We start from the raw sequence: 17,105 nt of genomic DNA on the forward strand, positions 1-17,105 counted from the left end.
GGTAGGGTATTCCAGCGCCAGCGCATTTCAGTCCTATTGTCCCTTGGTCAGTGCATCTTGCACGGTGCTGGCCGCAGGGATATAGATCGTTCACGCAAGGTATGGGGTGATGCTTGGCATGGCCCACGGCTTCGACAGTTTCCTGAAAATGCCACGAGACCTGCCGGTGACGGAGGAGGAGCCGCATGAGCGGATGCGCAGCTTCGAGACATTTTCGCGCGAGCATTACAGCGGCCTGCTGCACTTCCTGCGTCTGCGCGTCGCCAATGAGGAAGATGCCAAGGATGCCGCCCAGGAAAGCCTGATGCGCCTGATGCGCTATCGCGAGACCGAGCCCGACGCGTCGTGGAAGCCATTGCTCTATCGCATCGCCATCAACGTGGCCAACGAACAGTTTCGCCGCGGCAGCGTTCGCCGGGTTAGCCGGCAGATATCGCTGGACGATGTGGAGCTGGTCTCCGGTGAGCCGACACAGGAAGAACTGATCGAGCGCGAGCAGCAGCAGGCATGGTTGCGCGATGCGGTCATGTCGCTGCCTATACGCTGTCGACAGGTATACCTGCTCAGTCGTATGCAGGGCATGACCTATGCGCAGATCGCCAGCCACTGCGACATATCCGTGAAAACCGTCGAGAAGCACATGACGAAGGCGCTGGCGGCGCTATGTAGCAGGGTGGGGTCGGGGAACGCTGATGCATTGTAGATATCGTGCACAGTCATCCATGACGGGGGCCCGGCTTGTCGTACAGGCTGCAAGTCGGTGCAGGATCCGCCATGGCAGCAGATGACCGAAAACCCATGACGACGACATCCGCCGATACCGAAATTCGCACTGCCGCGCAGCAATGGTTCGCGCGATTGCTCGCGCCCGATTGCAATGAGCTGGAGCATGCCGCGTTCAACCGCTGGCGCGCGGCCAGTCCGCTGCACGATGCAGCCTATCGTCAGGTCGCGGACGTCTGGGAGCGCAGCGTTGGTCTGCGTGAGGATCCTGTCATCGTCGCCGCGCTGCAGGAGGCCATGCGCCCGGCCGTGCGGCTGGGCAGGCCCCACCATCAGCGCTGGTGGCCAGCTCTGGCGGCTGCGGCCTCGCTGGTGTTGGTGATTACCGCATTGCTGTGGGTGTTCATGCCAAGGGATGCTGCGGCGATTCGCTATGCGACCGTGCTGGGGGAACAGCGCACCGTCGCCCTCGCCGATGGATCCAAGGTGGTATTGGATACGGACAGCGAACTGCTCGTGCAGATCGACAAGCGCGCGCGCAACCTGACCCTGCAACGCGGGCGCGCCGACTTCGAGGTGCGGCACGACACGGCCAGACCCTTCGTCGTGCATGTCGGTGATGGCTCGGTAACCGCGACCGGCACCCATTTCCAGGTTCGCGTCGGGGAAAGCAACAGCGTCGTGACGCTCCTGCAGGGCCAGGTAGTGGTTGCAGCCAACGCGCAAGACTCCAATCGCTCGGCTACGCTGCGACCGGGCGAGCGCATCGCCATCGAACCGTCAGGCCGACTCGGTGCGCTGCAGGCCGTATCCGAAAGCGAACTGGCCAATGCGCGTGGCTGGACCGGAGGCAACCTGGTCGTGAAGGCGTGGCGACTGGATGCCGTGGTGGCGGAAATGAACCGCTACTCCAGCACCAAGCTGCGCCTGGGCGACCCTGCCTTGGCGAACGTCCCCATCAGCGGCGTCTTCAAGGCCGGGGACCAGAAGTCCTTCGCCCTGGCGCTGGAATACGGTTGGTCGATAGATGCAAGCCAACGCCCGGCCGCCGGCGAAATCGTGCTGACCCGCAAGTGATTCGGGAGCAGCACGCGCTCATTCTGTGCAAGGACCGACGTATCGTGTGTCGCCAGAGGTAGGGTCTTCCCAACCCTGCTGCATTACAGGTTCACGACGGCCCAATGCCCGCTGCACGACAGCGGTTATTGGCGGCCGATGTTCCTGCCCAATGGGGGATTACATGAAAGGTCATTCCAGCATCAAGCGTGCGGAGCGGGGAACTCCGGCGCGACATCGCCTGCATGTGGGGCTGTTCATGGCGCTGGCCGCGCTCGCCGCCGGCAATGCAGCCCATGCACAGCAGCGCAACGTGGTGTTGACACCGCAGGATTACAGCATCACCGCAGGTAGCCTGGGCGACGCGCTCAACCAGTTGGCGACGCAGAGCAAGCTGCAGATCGTCTACTCGCCGGAACTGGTGGGCGGCAAGACGGCGCCTGCCATAAGCGGTCAGCAGACATGGCGGGAAGCGTTGCAGAAACTGCTGGCGGGCAGCGGACTGGAGTGGGGTTTCGTCAACGACACCACGGTTGTGATCAGGCAGTCGGGCAAGACCAAGCCAGCTCCGCAGAAGGCTGTAGGGCCTGCGCACAAGCCGACGACGAAGTCCGCGCAGAAGCCCGAGCCGACCACGCTGCAAAGTGTCACTGTCACGGGTACCCGCATCCGCGGCGGCACCACGCCATCGCCGGTCATCGCGATCGGTAGCGAGCAGATGCGGGAGGAAGGTTTCTCGGACCTCGGCGAGGTAATTCGCGACATCCCTCAGAACTTCAATGGTGGGCAGAACCCCGGCGTCATGACGGCGACGGGCTCGGGAAACGTCTACAACCAGAACGCTACTGGCGGATCCAGCCTCAATCTGCGAGGAATCGGTGCGGATGCCACGCTGACGCTGTTGAATGGCCGGCGTCTGCCTGACAGCGGCTTCGGCCAGGCAGTGGACATCAGTGCTATCCCGGTCGAGGCAGTGGAGCGCATTGATATCGTCGCCGATGGTGCATCGGCGATCTACGGTTCCGATGCGGTTGCGGGCGTCGGCAACGTGGTGCTCAAGCGCGACTTCGACGGACTGACCGTCGGGACCCGTTACGGTGGATCAACGGATGGCGGCCTGACGACTAGGGACTACACCGCAGTTGCTGGCACAGCCTGGGCGAGTGGTGGGTTGATAGCGACATACAAGAACACCACGGTTGATCCGATTCGTGCGGACCAACGCGGCTACACGGCGTACATGGACGAGCCGTTCGTTCTTTATCCTGGAAGTGAACTCCACAGCGGCCTGCTCAGCATCCATCAGGCCTTGAGCGATCGCGTCGAGTTCCAGCTGGATGCGTTCAGGACGAAACGGAAGCAGACCTGGTTCCAGAACTACGGCGCGTTCTACTACGAGAACTTCTTTGACACCACCACGACATCGGTGGCGCCGAGTGTCGAGTTTGACCTTCCCGGCGACTGGGTAGGGTCTGTTGGGGCAGCGTGGGGCAGGGACAGGAACATCAACAGGACACAGATGGTGACCGCAGGGACGGATGCGCCGACCCTTGAGGTTCACTCCTGCTATTGCAATGACAGCGAATCGCTTGAGGCGGGAGCGGAAGGCCCATTGTTTACGTTGCCAGGTGGCGACGCGCGATTGGCTGTTGGTGCAGGAAGCCTAAAGAGCCGATACGAAGATGTCTCCTACCTGAGTGGCTCACGCGAGGGCGGACGGCAGGGCAGCCGCCACGTCTATGGCGAACTGAATCTGCCGCTCGTCGGCCCGGACATGGATGTCGCCGGTGCCCGTAGGCTGGTGATTTCCGCCGCATTGCGCAGAGAAAACTACGACAGCTTCGGCAGCGTTACCACCCCCAAGCTTGGGCTGATCTACGGTCCTGGCGCGGATTTCACCTTGAAGGCGTCCTGGGGTAAATCGTTCAAGGCGCCCATGCTGAGCCAGTTGTACGCAAACCGGATTGCGGGTCTTTGGACGGCCAGCGCGGTAGGTGGGGCAGGGTACCCCTCCGACGCCACAGTGCTGATGGCGTTCGGCGGGAACCCGGAGCTCAAGCCGGAGCGCGCAAATACCCTTACGACCTCCTTGGCCTTCCATCCGGCAGCGCTGCCCGCGCTCGACGCAGAGCTGACGTGGTTCCGCATCAACTATGACCAGCGCGTAGTTCGTCCGCTTCCGGTGTACAGCCAGAGCTTAAGCAATCCCGCGCTTGCTGACTTCATTCAGTACTCGCCAAGTGCTGAAGATCTGGCAGCGGTTCTGGCCACCTACTCTCAGGCGTTTTACAACTACGCCGGCGCTGATTACGACCCCAGAAAGGTGGTGGCCATTGCATACGGCCAGTATGCCAATGCAACGCGGCAGCGTATCGATGGTGTCGATCTGACCGGGACGTACCGGATGGATCTGGGTACGGGAAGGCTGACTCTTCGTGGTTCGGCAAGCTGGCTGGACAGTTCGCAAAGAAACACCGCAAACCAACCTCCCTTCGACTTGGCGGGCACCATCTTCTACCCCGCGAAGGTCAATGCCCGCCTGGGTGCCGTCTGGGCCAACGGCGGAGTTACGGCATCAGCATTTGCGAACTATGTCGATGGTGTGACCGATCGTACCTCGGGCAAGAGGACGTCTTCATTCACTACGTTCGACGCGACGATCCGCTACGCCTTCGGCGGACGCGATAGCCCATGGTCGGGGCTCGAACTCTCGCTCATCGGCCAGAATCTGCTCAACAGGGCGCCTCCACTGTATGCCCCCGTCGCGATGACCGATGTCCCATACGACTCGACGAACTACTCGGCGATCGGCCGGTTCCTGAGCATCGCGTTGTCCAAGCATTGGTGAGGCTGCCAGCATGATCAACAGTGCGAGCTCGATCGATGTCGATGCGCGGATGGAGCCATCCAAAAGCCGCATCAGCCGGGGTGTGGGGCAAGGCGTACTGCTGTGTGTGTCGTTGCTTTCCTTCGTTGTCGCGGCTCATCCAGCGCATATCTCACCAAAGCGATTGCTGGAAGTCGCAGACATCGCTGGACCTGTCGTCTCACCGGACGGACAGAGCGTTGCTTTTCGGTTGCAGCAGGCATCGACCGAGCGCAACCGCTATGACACGTTCTGGTACATCCAGCGCTTGGGTGGGAGCGCGCCACCGCGGCGTATCGCAGATGGGGGGACGCCGCTTCGCGACTATTCGACCGGGCTTTCGATTCCCATGATCCCGGTCTGGACGCCTGATGGCCGTGCCATCCTTTACCGTGCGCTCGTCGACGGAAAAGTCGAGGTATGGCGTGCCGCCGTAGATGGGGCAGGTGCTGTGCCCATAACGTCCGATCCGGCGGACGTTCGGGACTTCGAGCTGAGCAGGGATGGAACCGTCCTGAGATACAGCGTGGGTGCCACCCGGGAAGAGATCGTTGCTGCGGAGCAGGCGGAGTACGACCGTGGAGTGCACATCGACGACACCATTTTCATCGGGGCTGGATTGTTTCGTTCGAGTCAGGTGCAAGGGCGGCCGACCACCCAGCGCTTTGTGGGGAAGTGGTTTGAACCAGGTCCGTTGCTGAGCAAGGTGGCAAGCCGGTGGAAAGAAGTGGACCTCGACACACTTAAGAAACGGGACGCCGACCGATCCGAGACATCCGTACGGATGACGCCGATCAAGAAGATGCTGGAGCACGTGAAGCCTTGGAAATGGGCGAAGAATCCGGACGACGATCGCATCGCTCTCCTGACAAGGGTAGGGGATGCGGCAGAGCGGTTTGCCAAGCCGGATGTCGAACTCTCCGTGCTGCCAGACTCGAAGTCCGGCAAGGCAGTGAAGTGCCGGGACCCTTTGTGCACGGGCAAGAACATCACGGGGCTCCAATGGCGCCCGGAAAGCAACGAGGTGATGTTCACCATCACGGACCGGCACGAGGGGAGGGCGCAGTCGATCTACAGGTGGGACGTCAAGCAAGGCGTGGTTGAAATGGTTGTCCGGTCCCGGGGGTTGCTCGGAGGAGATAGCACTCAACAGGGATTCCAGGATGTCCCTTGCGGCGTCTCTGCTGATGCGCTGGTGTGCGTCACTGCAGAAGCTGACCGTCCCCCGCGTCTTGAGGCGATCGATATCGAGACCGGTCAACGAACACTGTTATTCGATCCGAACGTGGCGCTGGCATCGGACATTGCTGCGACGATGCCCGCTAAGTTGCTTCGATGGAGGGGTGAGAGTGGAGAGGAGTTTTCCGGCTGGCTGTTTGAGGCAACCGGTTCGACCCGTGCTCCATTGTTCGTGACTTACTACAGTTGTGATGGGTTCTTGCGTGGTGGCATTGGGGACGAGTGGCCGTTGACAACACTTGCAGGCTATGGAATTTCCGCACTGTGTATCAATGGGAATCCTGGCTATCTTGATGTCGTCAGGTACTACGATCAGGGCCTTTCGGCGGTCAAGGGCGCGGTGGATGCGCTTGCCAGAAGCGGTCGCATTGATCCCTCCAGGGTTGGCATGGGTGGCCTGAGCTTCGGAAGTGAGGTGACGATGTGGACGCTGATGCGATCCGACCTGCTGTCCGCAGCCTCGATTTCGTCGCCATCGCTTACCCCAAACTGGTACTTGTTCAACAGCCTTAGAGAGGGCTTTCGCGATGGAGTAAGGCGGAACTGGCAACTCGGATCGCTTGAAGAGAGCCCCAAACGATGGCGGATGATGTCGCCGGTGTTTCATCTGGATAAGGTCAGAGCACCAGTTCTTTTCCAGATGCCGGAGCAGGAGTACCTGATGGCGGTGGAATATACGCTTCCACTTATCCGGATGGGGCGAGCGGACATGTATGTGTTCCCTGACGAACCGCACATCAAGTTCAAACCGAAACACAAGCTTGCTGTGTACGAGCGCAACGTCGACTGGTTCCGCTTCTGGCTGCAAGGGTATGAAGACCCGAATCCCGTCAAGAAGCAGCAATACGCGCATTGGCGAGAGATGAGAGACGCGGTATCGGCGAAATCGGTGCCGGGTAGCGCTCGTTCTGGCGGCTGAATTTGAATAGCCCCGGGTTTCGTGGAGGCTGTTGGGTTTAAGTCAGGCCATCACGGTCGCTGGCTGACGGGCGAGTTGCCGGTAGTAGTTTGCCTCGGCCTCGGCCGGCGGGATATAGCCGATGGGTTCGAGCAGTCGATGGTGGTTGAACCAGGCCACCCATTCCAGCGTGGCCAGCTCTACTGTAGCCTTAGTCTTCCAGGGCGCACGGCGATGAATCAGCTCGGCCTTGTAGAGCCCGTTGATCGTCTCGGCCAAGGCATTGTCATAGCTGTCGCCCTTGCTGCCGACGGACGGTTCGACGCCGGCCTCCGCCAAGCGTTCGGTGTATCGAATGCTGACGTATTGCGAGCCTCGGTCCGAATGGTGCACCAAGCCGTTGTCGCGCTCCGGTTGTCGCGCGTACAGCGCTTGTTCCAGAGCATCAAGGACGAAATCGGTACGCATTGAACTGCTGACTTTCCAGCCCACGATGCGACGTGCGAACACGTCGATGACGAAGGCCACGTACAGCCAGCCCTGCCACGTCGACACATACGTAAAGTCCGAGACCCAGAGCTGGTTCGGTCGATCGGCCTTGAACTGCCGGTTGACCTTGTCCATCGGGCACGGCGCCTTGCCATCGCTGACCGTCGTGCGCACCACCTTGCCGCGCATGACGCCGCGCAGGCCTTGTCGCCGCATCAAGCGCTCCACCGTACACCGCGCTACCGGCATTCCTTCGCGTGCCAGCTGCCGCCAGACCTTGTCCGCACCGTAGACCTGCATGTTGCCTCTCCAGACACGTTCGATCTCTGGCACCAGCATTTCATCGCGCTGGGCTCGGGCACAACGTCGTTGCGGCTCGCGCTGGAGCGCCGCATGGCGCCGATAGGCCGACGGGGCGATCCGCAAAACCTTGCAGATCGGCTCGACCCCGAAGGTACCTCGATGTTCGTCGATGAAGTCCCTCAGGACTTGAGTCGGCGGTCGAGCTCCGCCTGGGCGAAAAAAGCACTCGCCAGCTTCAGGATCTCGTTGGCTCGACGCAGCTCCTTGACCTCACGCTCAAGCTCTTTGACGCGCTGCGTTTCGGCCGTGGTCACGCCATCGCGCACGCCAGTGTCGATCTCGTGCCGCTGCACCCAGCCCAGCAACGTCTGCGGCACGCAGCCGATCTTCGGCGCCATCGATTCCACGGCGGCCCACAGCGATGGATACTCTCCCCGATGCTCTTGCACCATGCGTACGGCTCGCTCGCGGACCTCAGGTGAGAACTTGTTCGACTTGTTCATGGCTCCATCTTCTCAAGAGTTGGAGCCTCCTCAAAACCCGGGGCGATTCAATTCGATCAGAGGCGCCTGGATCAAGTGCGGAATTTGAAAAGTATTCGTGCCAAGTGAGGTCACTCCGATCTCACCTTGGCCTTTGTCCGTGCGGGCTCCTGAACCGTTCGTCTCCGGCGAGTCGGGGGCTCACTCCGCCGGATGCGTCAACGCCAGATACTCCTCGCTCTGCATCTCGATCAAGGGCGATTCGGTGTGGGCGTTGATCAGACGAGGTATCGCTCACTCATGGGAAGCACGCTGCTTCACCGCTTTTCCGGAGAGCAGTGTCAGGCCCCCTGCGTTGCCCTGACTGATGGATATGCCATAGGAGCTGCGCAACGCGTCGATGAAGGCGTGGCTGCTGTCGTCGCGGAACACCCCGCTGACGCGCAGTTGCCCGACTGCAGCATCACCGATAACGATTTTGGAAGTGGTGTACCGGTTGAACTGGGCCACGGCCGCGGGCAGCGGCGTGTCGTTGAATACCAGCTTGCCGGAAAGCCATGCGACGGCTGTTCCGGTGTTGGCGGATTCGATCACGGGCGTAGCGTACCTCTTGCCCATCAGCAGGCGCTGCCCGGCCGTCATGGTCGTCGGGAGTTCGTGAGGATCTTGCTGGCCGCTTTCGGGAGTAACCTCGACACGACCTTCGACCAGAGTGACCTCGACCACGTCGTCGTGCTCGTAGACATCGAACCGGGTGCCGACCGCCCGCACCACGCCGCCTTGTGCCGTCACCAGGAACGGTCGCCCGGCATCCTTGGCTACATGGAAGAAGGCGCGCCCCTTTTCCAGTACCAGCCGTCTCGATTTTGCCGAGAACGACGCCGATAGCTGCGTATCGGTATCCATCGTGACGCGCGAGCCGTCTTCGAGCATCAGCGTGCGCCGTTCGCCGACGTCCGTGGCGTAGGTGCGCACGTCAGCCTGTTGCGCGCGCCACGCGAACCAGCTTCCGGCAAGCACCACGACCAGCAATGCCGCAGCGGCAAGCCACGCCGGCGCCTGTTGGCGGCGTGGCCTTTGTGTCCGGGTGGAGTGCCTCCGCAACAGCTGGCTGTCGCGCAACGCTCTGCCGATCTCGGGCCGGTCGGCATGTGCGCCAAGGCTGGACCACAGGGCTTCCAGTCGCTCATAGGCCACACGATGGCGACTGTTGTCCGCCAGCCAGCGCTGGAACTCATCACGTTCTCGCTCGCTGACGTCATCCGCGCGCAATCGCGCGAACCAGGCGGCGGCTTCGTGCCGCGCCGGGTCGCCCACGCTCGCGATGTGCAGTTCGTCCGTCTTCATGTCCTATCCAGTCGCGTGTCAAAATGCAGCAGCGCTTTCATCATGTGTTTTTCCACCGCGCTCACGCTGACACCCAGATGCTGCGCGACGGCGCTGTAGCTCATGCCCTCGTAGCGTTGCAGCAGGAACACCGCCCGGCACTTCGGCGGCAACTCCTCCAGTGCCTGCAGAAAAGCGCGCAGTTGCTCCTGCTCTTCGCAGACGCGCTCTTCGGAAGGTGCCTCACCCAGCTGCTCGCTGGTGCATTCGTCGATGGGGAAGTGCGATTGCACGTGATGCGTCTTGTTGCGGCGGAAACGATCCCGCAACAGGTTGGCGGCAATGCGGAACAGGAATGCCTCGAAATTGGCGATCGGCTGCGTGGATTTCTGCTGCGCGAAACGCACAAACACTTCCTGAGTCAGATCCTCCGCATCTTCCCTGCTGCCCAGGTGCAGCAGGAAATAGCGCACCAGCGAGCTTCGATAGCGCCATGCCAGCAGGTCGATGCCTTGTCCGGCATCGGTATCCTCCTCACCAGGCGCGATGTGATTCGTCGTAATGTCCGGCATGGCGGCGCTGGAATGCGGTAATAGGGGGCGACGCTACGCGTGGTCCGGCAGTGTCGCAAGTGGCGACGAAGCAACCCGATTGCAGGTGAGGTAAACGCGTTGTCCCACGTCTACAAAACCATGCCACGGCCTTGCAGAAGTGCTGCGCGTGTTGCCGTCGAATTGGCACATTGAAAGAAATCCCGCCAAGTACACGGAGTCCGCGGAGCGATGGAACATCCATGCATGGTCAGAGCATTCCAAGTTGAAGCAAGCAGGGTGAGGTAAGTGAGTACAACTGCGTCTACCCGATAACGAGGCATGCCAGGAACATCCTGGATGCCGCGAATGAACCGGTGTGTGGGAATGCACCGGTACTAACAAGCCAGCATCATTTCGGGGGACGACACATGTTCAACGAGTCGAAGTCATTTGGGAGGCAGGGTGCGCGCAAGCGAGGTTCCGCAGCGGCGAGAGGAGTGAAAGGTTTGCGGCGCCTGCCGGCGCTCGGTTTGCTGTCGTTGGCCATCGCCCTGGCGCAGGCCGCGCCGGTGCATGCGCAGAACGTTGGCGATTCGCGCGATTACGCGATTTCCAGTCAGCCACTGAGCACGGCACTCAATCAGTTGGCGCTGGCCACGGACCGCCAGATCATGGTGCCCCCGGAACTGGTGCGCGGACGCACGGCACCGGCGCTTGCCGGACACTACTCGCTCGATGCGGCGCTGCGGCATCTGCTCGCCGGCAGCGGACTCACTTATGAGGTAACGGGTACCGGTACCGTGGTCGTCAAGCAAACGCCGCCGAATCCTCCGCCTCGCTCGACGAAGCCCGCTCCTGCAACGAGCCAGAAAGCCGACCAGAAGCCTGAGCCGACCACGCTGCAAGGCGTCACCGTTACCGGTACCCGCATTCGTGGCGGCACCACGCCATCGCCGGTGATCACGATCGGTGCCGAAAACATTCGGGAGGAAGGATTCACCGACCTTGGCGAGGTGATCCGCAGCATCCCGCAGAACTTTTCGGGGGGGCAGAATCCCGGGGCCGGCAGCGGAAACATTGCCGGAGCGGGAGACGTCAACCAGAATCTCACCGGCGGTTCGGGACTCAACCTCCGCGGTCTGGGGCCGGATGCCACCTTGACGCTGCTCAATGGCCGGCGCATGACCTACGGCGGCTACGTGCAGGCGGTCGATATCAGTGCCATTCCGATCGAGGCGGTGGAGCGCGTCGAGATCGTCACTGATGGCGCGTCGGCCATCTACGGCTCCGACGCGGTAGGTGGCGTGGCGAACGTGATCCTCAAACGCGATTTCGAGGGAGTGTCCGTCGGGATGCTCAATGGAAGCGCGGCCCATGGCGGTCTGGCGACGCGCGAGTACACCGCGACGGCAGGCACCACATGGGCGAATGGCGGGCTGATTGCCACCTACAAGTACTCCGACGCCGACCCCATCTATGCATCCGAGCGCCGTTACACCGATCACATTCCCGAGCCGGCGACGCTCTATCCAGGCAGTGATCTGCATAGCGGATTGCTTAGTGCCCACCAAGCCCTGGGCGAGAACGTCGAGCTGCGGCTGGATGCACTCAGGACCGAGCGCGGGATGCTGCAGTATTACAACTGGAGCAGGCGCAACCACCATATCGCGAACAAAACCACGACATCGCTCATTTCGCCAGGCATCGAGTTTTCGCTGCCGCAAGACTGGACCTTGTCCATCGGCGGAACCTGGGGAAAGGACGAGGCGGAACTGAATCATACGCAGAGGGTCATCGCGACCGGCGTATCCACGCTCGTGGAAAGCATCTGTGCCTGCAACGAAAGCCGGAGTTATGAAGTGGGTGCCGAAGGCCCGCTTTTCGCCCTGCCGGGCGGTGATGCACGGCTTGCAGTCGGCACCGGTTACAGGAAGAACGATTTTCTTATGGAAGGCTCCATCCCCGGGGCCGATCCTTATGGTCTGAAGCGAAACGGTGAAAGCGCGAAGTTTGCCTACGCCGAGATCAATTTGCCGCTGATCGGGCCGGAGCAGGGCGTGACCGGCGTGCATCGCCTGCTGCTGACCGGGGCCATGCGTGGCGAGGACTACGATAGCTTCGGAAACACCACGACCCCCAAGCTCGGCCTGATCTACGGCCCCAGCGCCGACTTCACCTTGAAGGCGTCGTGGGGTAAGTCCTTCAAGGCGCCCACGCTCTTGCAGCGGTACTACAAGGTGAACGCGTATCTCTATTCCCCGCGGATCCTTGGGGGAAGCGGTTACCCGGCCGATGCCACCACGTTGCTCCTCTATGGAGGTAATCCCGATCTGAAGCCGGAACGTGCCAGGACGTGGACCACTTCGCTGGCATTCCATCCCGAGAGGCTTCCCGGATTGCAAGCCGAGCTGACCTGGTTCGACATCGACTACACGGATCGCGTGGTGCAGCCGATCACGAATTCTTCGCAGACGTTCAGCAACCCGGACTACGCAGCATTCATCGACTTCTCCCCGACGGCCGGGGAGCAGGCGAAAGCCATCGCGGCCGCCAGCAGCTTCGCCAACTATGCGGGCGTGGACTACGATCCAGACAAGGTGGTCGCGATCGTCAAGATGCAATTCACCAACGTGGCCCGGCAGCGGATCAAGGGCTTCGACCTGACGGGATCGTATGGGTTTGACGCTGGTGCGGGACGATTGACGCTGCGTGGCTCGGCGACCTGGCTAAACAGCACGCAACAGGTCATCCCGACACAGGATCCTGCAGATTTGTCGGGGACACTGTTCAATCCGCCGAAAGTCAGTAGCCGTATCGGCGCGGTCTGGAACCGGGGGGGCTTCACCGCTTCGACCTTCGTCAACTACAAGGGCGGCGTGACCAACAGGACCGACGGGGTGAAGTCCACTTCTTTCACGACCTTGGATGCCACTCTGCGTTACAACACTGGCGAGCGTGGCGATGCCTGGTCGAACCTGGACCTGGCGCTGTCGCTCGACAACCTGCTCGACCGGGAGCCGCCGTTGTACACGCCGGCCTCTGCCGCCGCTGCTGCCAACGTACCCCCCTACGATCAAACGAATTACTCGGCGATCGGCCGCTATCTGAACCTTTCGATATCGAAGCGCTGGTAAGCCGGTTCCACGATTGGAACTTGTCTGCCCCTGGCGCGAAGCAACCGGCGCCACGGGTCCGTCGACCATGCCGCGAGTCGGCATGATCCGAGGAGAAACCAATGCATTCGTTCGTCAAGACTTTACTGGCGGCAGGAGCGGTATTGCTTGCCTTTTCCGTTCCCGCGCACGCGGAAACGATCTCACCCAAGCGTCTGTTGGAAGTTGTCGATATCGGCAATCCAGTCATATCGCCGGATGGGAGCAAGGTTGCGTACCGTACCGAGCAAGCCTCGGTGGAGAGGAATGCCTACGATACGATTTGGTACGTGCAGGAACTGGGCGGCGATTCGCCGCCACGCCGGGTGGCGGACGGAGGCTTGACGTTGAGGGATTCCGCAGGACAAGCCATGCCCGCTCCCGCCACTTGGTCGCCGGACGGGCGATGGATCTACTACAGGGCGCTGGTCGACGGGAAAATCGACGTCTGGCGTGCAGCCGCCGACGGCTCCGGTTCGGAGCCCATGACGCTCGATGCTGCCAATGTCCGCGATTTCGCATTGGATGCCGATGGCCGGGTGTTGAAGTACGGCGTCGGTGCCACCCGCGAGGAAGTGATCGAGGCCGAGCAGGCTGAATACGATCGCGGGATCCGTATCGATAGCACTGTCCCGCTCGGGCAGAACCTGTTCCGTTCCGGCAACCTCGAAGGCCGCCTGGCAACGCAACGCTACGGGAAGGTGTGGTTTGACCATGCGCCGTTGCTTGCCGACAGGCCGGATCGATGGAAGGCGATCGACCTTGCAACGCTGAAGCGGCGGGATCTTGCGGATTCCGAGATACCGTCTCCCCGACTGGAGCCTTCGAAACTGAATCCGGATGCCTTCGAGCTCGCGTCCGATCCGCAGAGCGGCCGCATCGCGCTGCTGGTGCGTACCGGCCATGGCGACGGACTGTTGTACAAGCCCGACGTCGAACTGGTCGTGCTTTCCGGTCCGAAGGACAAGCGCCCAGTGCGATGCGTGTCGGAACTGTGCGCGAAGAAGGCGATCACCAGCATCCTGTGGCGTCCCGGTGGCGACGAGGTGCTGTTCACCGTGACCGATCCCCACGAGGGGACGGGGCAATCGATCTTCCGCTGGAACGTGGGCAGCGGTCAGGTCCGGCCGGTCGTGCAGGCGCGTGGCCTGGTCAGTGGAGGACGGGATCGATCGAGTGATTGCGGCGTGTCTGCCGAAGCACTCGCCTGCGTGGTCGCCGAGGCGGATCGCCCGCCTCGCCTGGAGCGGATCGAGCTGGAAAGCGGACGCCGACAGGTGCTGTTCGATCCGAATCCGGCCTTGACGCGTGACATGGCGGTATCGGCACCATCGCGATTGCTGCGCTGGACGGACGCGAGCGGCCAGGAATTCACCGGCTGGTTCTTCCCGGCCAGGAAAAAAGGCGATTCGCCCTCCCCCCTGTTCGTGACCTACTACAGCTGCACCGGATTCCTGCGCGGCGGCGTGGGCGATGAGTGGCCGCTGGCCTCGCTGGCCGAGAGCGGGATTTCCGCGCTTTGCATCAACTCGGCGCCATATCGCATCGATGCGGCCGTGCGTTATGGCCAGGGCCTGTCGGCGGTCGAGAGCGTGGTCGCGAAGCTGGCTTCGAACGGCGAGATTGATCGCACCCGCGTCGGCATGGGCGGCCTCAGTTTCGGTAGCGAGGTGACCCTGTGGACGCTGATGAAATCAGACCTGCTGGCCGCAGCATCGGTGACATCCCCCGTGACGTCGCTCAACTACTACCTCCTGGGCAGCATGAAGGGGGAGCAATTCTTCAGCGGGCTCAAGAAGCTTTGGCAACTCGGTGCGCCGGACGAGACGCCCGCGCGCTGGAAAATGCTTTCGCCGACGCTCAACCTGGACAAGATCAAGGCGCCGATCCTGATGCAGATGCCGGAGCAAGAGTACATCCATGCCTTGGATTACTCGATCCCGCTTATACGCGAACATCGCGCTGACCTATACGCTTTCCCCGACGAGCCGCACCAGAAGTTCCAGCCCAAGCACAAGCTGGCCGCCTATGAGCGAAATCTCGACTGGTTCCGCTTCTGGTTGCAAGGGCATGAAGACCCGAATCCCGCAAAGGCGGAACAATACAAGCACTGGGAAGCCATGTGCGACGCGCAGAAAACGAAGCGTCCCGATGCCCCGGCTTCCTGCGTCGGCACGAAGTCGAAGCGTCAGCCGCTTTGAGGTGATTATCTTCGTACCGTGGAACTGCCCCAGGACCCGGTGACGAGCCGGAGGGCGAAGCCACGGGTACCCGATATTCCGCCATACCCCTCTTATAGTGTAGGCAGCCGCTGTACGGCCGCCGACCCGAGAGGGGACGTGAAGCCTGACAAACGTACATTCTGGGCGCGGATGTTCACCACACATCAAGCCACGCTCAATGGCTTCTTTCGGCGCCGGGTGGCGCATCCCTGGGATGCGCAGGATCTGGCCCAAGAGGTCTACGTGCGCCTTTTGCGTATCGATGGCGGCGAGGACAACCCCATCGCCAACCCCGAAGCCTACCTGTTCACCGTCGCGTCCAACCTCGTCAAGGAGCACGCCGTGCTGCAAAAGCGCCGCGGCCTCGGCGTGGATATCGCGCAGGTGCTGCCGGAGCTGGAAGCTCCGCAAGGCTCGGCCGAGGACGAGGTCGAGCGCGATTTCCGCCGGCAGCGGGTGGCCGCCATGCTCGACCGGCTGCCGCCCCGCTGCAAGGCGGTGCTGCTGATGCAGCACCGCGATGGCATGAGCTACGAGGAGATCGCCATGCAACTGGGAGTGTCCACGCACATGGTCAAGAAATACGTCGTCAAGGCGCTGGCGCTGTGTCGTCGCGGCCTGGCCCGCTACGAGTAGCCGTCATGCGCACACCAGACGAACAATTGAACGATCTCATCGCGGAACAGGCGGCCGAATGGTACGTGGCGCACCGCGATGGCGAGCTTGCTCCGTCGCAGCAACAGGCCTTCATGCACTGGCTGCGGGTCTCGCCCGTGCACGTGGCCGAATATCTGTCCATTGCCGGCATGGCACGGGATATCGGCGATGCCGCACGGCAAAACACCATGCCGCTGCAGCCCTTGCTGCGCGAGGCCGGCGTGTCGGACCGCGTGGTTTCGTTCAACGGCACTGCGCACACGCCTGCATCCGATACGCAGGTGCCGGAGAAATATTGGAGGAGGGCTGGCCGCGAGCATCGCGCATCCCGCGCGTCGCGCCGCCCCTTCGCTCGTTGGGGAGTCGGCATCGCGATGTCGGTGCTGGCGGCAGTTGCCCTGTTCGCTGGTTTTCAATGGTTCGCGTCAAGGCCGCAACTGCAGACTTATGCCACCCGCCATGGCGAGCAACGCAGTCTGCAACTGCCCGACAACACGGTCGTGCGGCTCAACTCCGACTCCGCCATCGCCGTCAGTTTCAACCGGCGCCAACGGCGCGTCGAAGTTGTCCGCGGCCAGGCCTACTTCGAGGTGGCGAAAGATCCGGTGCGACCCTTTGGCGTGCAGGTCGATGGCCTGCTCATCAAGGACATCGGCACGACGTTCGACATCTATCGGCAGGGAGCCGATACCACCGTCACCGTGGCGGAAGGCCAGGTGCAGGTGTGGCGCGCAGCGCCTGCGCCATCCACCGGCCGGTTCGGCCTGGATCGCTACCCGTCAGCGCCGCAGGGTCGTCCCATTGTCGATCTCACGGCCGGTCACCAGGCACGTATCGCTGCCTCGGGCCAAGTGGAATCGCAAGGCCCGGTCGACGTGCAGCGGACCACCGCCTGGACCCAGGGCAACATCGCCTTCGAGAATCAGTCCATCGCCGCCGTGGCGGCGGAGTTCAACCGCTACAACAACCTGCAGATCAGCGTGAGCGACCCGCGCATCGCCATGCTGCCCATCAGCGGTACGTTCGATGCGCACGACGTGTCCACCTTCGCTGCCTTCCTCGACAGCCTGCCGAACGTGCATGTGGAAACCCATGGTCAACAGTTGATTGTCGTCGCCAGCCAGGTTTCGCAGCGGCACCATAGATGATGCACGATCTA

The 17,105-nt window shown here is 62.0% G+C and carries 11 protein-coding genes and 1 other annotated feature; of the genes, 8 read left to right on the top strand and 3 right to left on the bottom strand.

Features of this window, described 5'->3' with window-relative positions; translation table 11 throughout:
- The first annotated feature begins 118 nt into the window (after positions 1-118).
- From RHOOR92_RS0111890 to RHOOR92_RS18780, 4 genes are all read left to right on the top strand, one after another.
- Positions 119-703, top strand: coding sequence for a sigma-70 family RNA polymerase sigma factor (locus RHOOR92_RS0111890; protein WP_196802021.1), 585 nt, complete (start codon positions 119-121; stop codon positions 701-703).
- A gap of 95 nt (positions 704-798) precedes the next feature.
- Complete coding sequence (locus tag RHOOR92_RS0111895; protein ID WP_027490309.1) at positions 799-1,800, top strand: FecR domain-containing protein; 1,002 nt, start codon at positions 799-801, stop codon at positions 1,798-1,800.
- A gap of 163 nt (positions 1,801-1,963) precedes the next feature.
- Positions 1,964-4,627, top strand: coding sequence for a TonB-dependent receptor (locus RHOOR92_RS0111900; RefSeq protein ID WP_231378381.1), 2,664 nt, complete (start codon positions 1,964-1,966; stop codon positions 4,625-4,627).
- A gap of 10 nt (positions 4,628-4,637) precedes the next feature.
- The gene (locus tag RHOOR92_RS18780; RefSeq protein ID WP_155950242.1) at positions 4,638-6,803 is read left to right on the top strand and encodes an Atxe2 family lasso peptide isopeptidase; all 2,166 of its coding nucleotides are present in this window, start codon (positions 4,638-4,640) and stop codon (positions 6,801-6,803) included.
- 42 nt (positions 6,804-6,845) lie between these two features.
- Here the strand turns inward: RHOOR92_RS18780 and RHOOR92_RS0111910 are convergent.
- The 3 genes from RHOOR92_RS0111910 to RHOOR92_RS18790 form a co-directional block, all read right to left on the bottom strand.
- Positions 6,846-8,077, bottom strand: a protein-coding gene (locus RHOOR92_RS0111910) for an IS3 family transposase (RefSeq protein ID WP_155950243.1) whose coding sequence is annotated in 2 segments (ribosomal slippage) — positions 6,846-7,798 and positions 7,798-8,077 — 1,233 coding nt in all. Because the reading frame shifts where the segments join, the coding sequence is not laid out codon by codon here.
- Positions 7,683-7,799, bottom strand: a sequence feature (AL1L pseudoknot). It overlaps the preceding gene by 117 nt.
- A gap of 273 nt (positions 8,078-8,350) precedes the next feature.
- Entirely contained in the window at positions 8,351-9,403 is a 1,053-nt protein-coding gene (locus tag RHOOR92_RS19035; RefSeq protein ID WP_051281198.1) for a FecR family protein, read from the bottom strand.
- Positions 9,400-9,954, bottom strand: a complete 555-nt coding sequence (locus RHOOR92_RS18790) for an RNA polymerase sigma factor (protein WP_051281200.1) — start codon at positions 9,952-9,954, stop codon at positions 9,400-9,402. The genes RHOOR92_RS19035 and RHOOR92_RS18790 overlap by 4 nt, the downstream gene beginning before the upstream one ends.
- Before the next feature lie 389 nt (positions 9,955-10,343).
- On the opposite strand from RHOOR92_RS18790, the gene RHOOR92_RS0111930 reads away from it, so the two are divergent.
- From RHOOR92_RS0111930 to RHOOR92_RS0111945, 4 genes are all read left to right on the top strand, one after another.
- The gene (locus tag RHOOR92_RS0111930) at positions 10,344-13,049 is read left to right on the top strand and encodes a TonB-dependent receptor (protein WP_081660237.1); all 2,706 of its coding nucleotides are present in this window, start codon (positions 10,344-10,346) and stop codon (positions 13,047-13,049) included.
- Between the two features lie 101 nt (positions 13,050-13,150).
- On the top strand, positions 13,151-15,268 hold the full coding sequence (locus RHOOR92_RS18795) for an Atxe2 family lasso peptide isopeptidase (RefSeq protein WP_081660238.1): 2,118 nt from the start codon (positions 13,151-13,153) through the stop codon (positions 15,266-15,268).
- Positions 15,269-15,406: 138 nt separating this feature from the next.
- A complete protein-coding gene (locus RHOOR92_RS0111940) occupies positions 15,407-15,925 on the top strand; it encodes an RNA polymerase sigma factor (RefSeq protein WP_051281202.1) in 519 nt (172 codons plus the stop codon).
- A gap of 5 nt (positions 15,926-15,930) precedes the next feature.
- The gene (locus tag RHOOR92_RS0111945) at positions 15,931-17,094 is read left to right on the top strand and encodes a FecR domain-containing protein (protein ID WP_081660239.1); all 1,164 of its coding nucleotides are present in this window, start codon (positions 15,931-15,933) and stop codon (positions 17,092-17,094) included.
- Positions 17,095-17,105 lie beyond the last annotated feature (11 nt).

This window comes from Rhodanobacter sp. OR92, from assembly GCF_000427545.1.
Classification (GTDB): Bacteria; Pseudomonadota; Gammaproteobacteria; order Xanthomonadales; family Rhodanobacteraceae; genus Rhodanobacter; species Rhodanobacter denitrificans.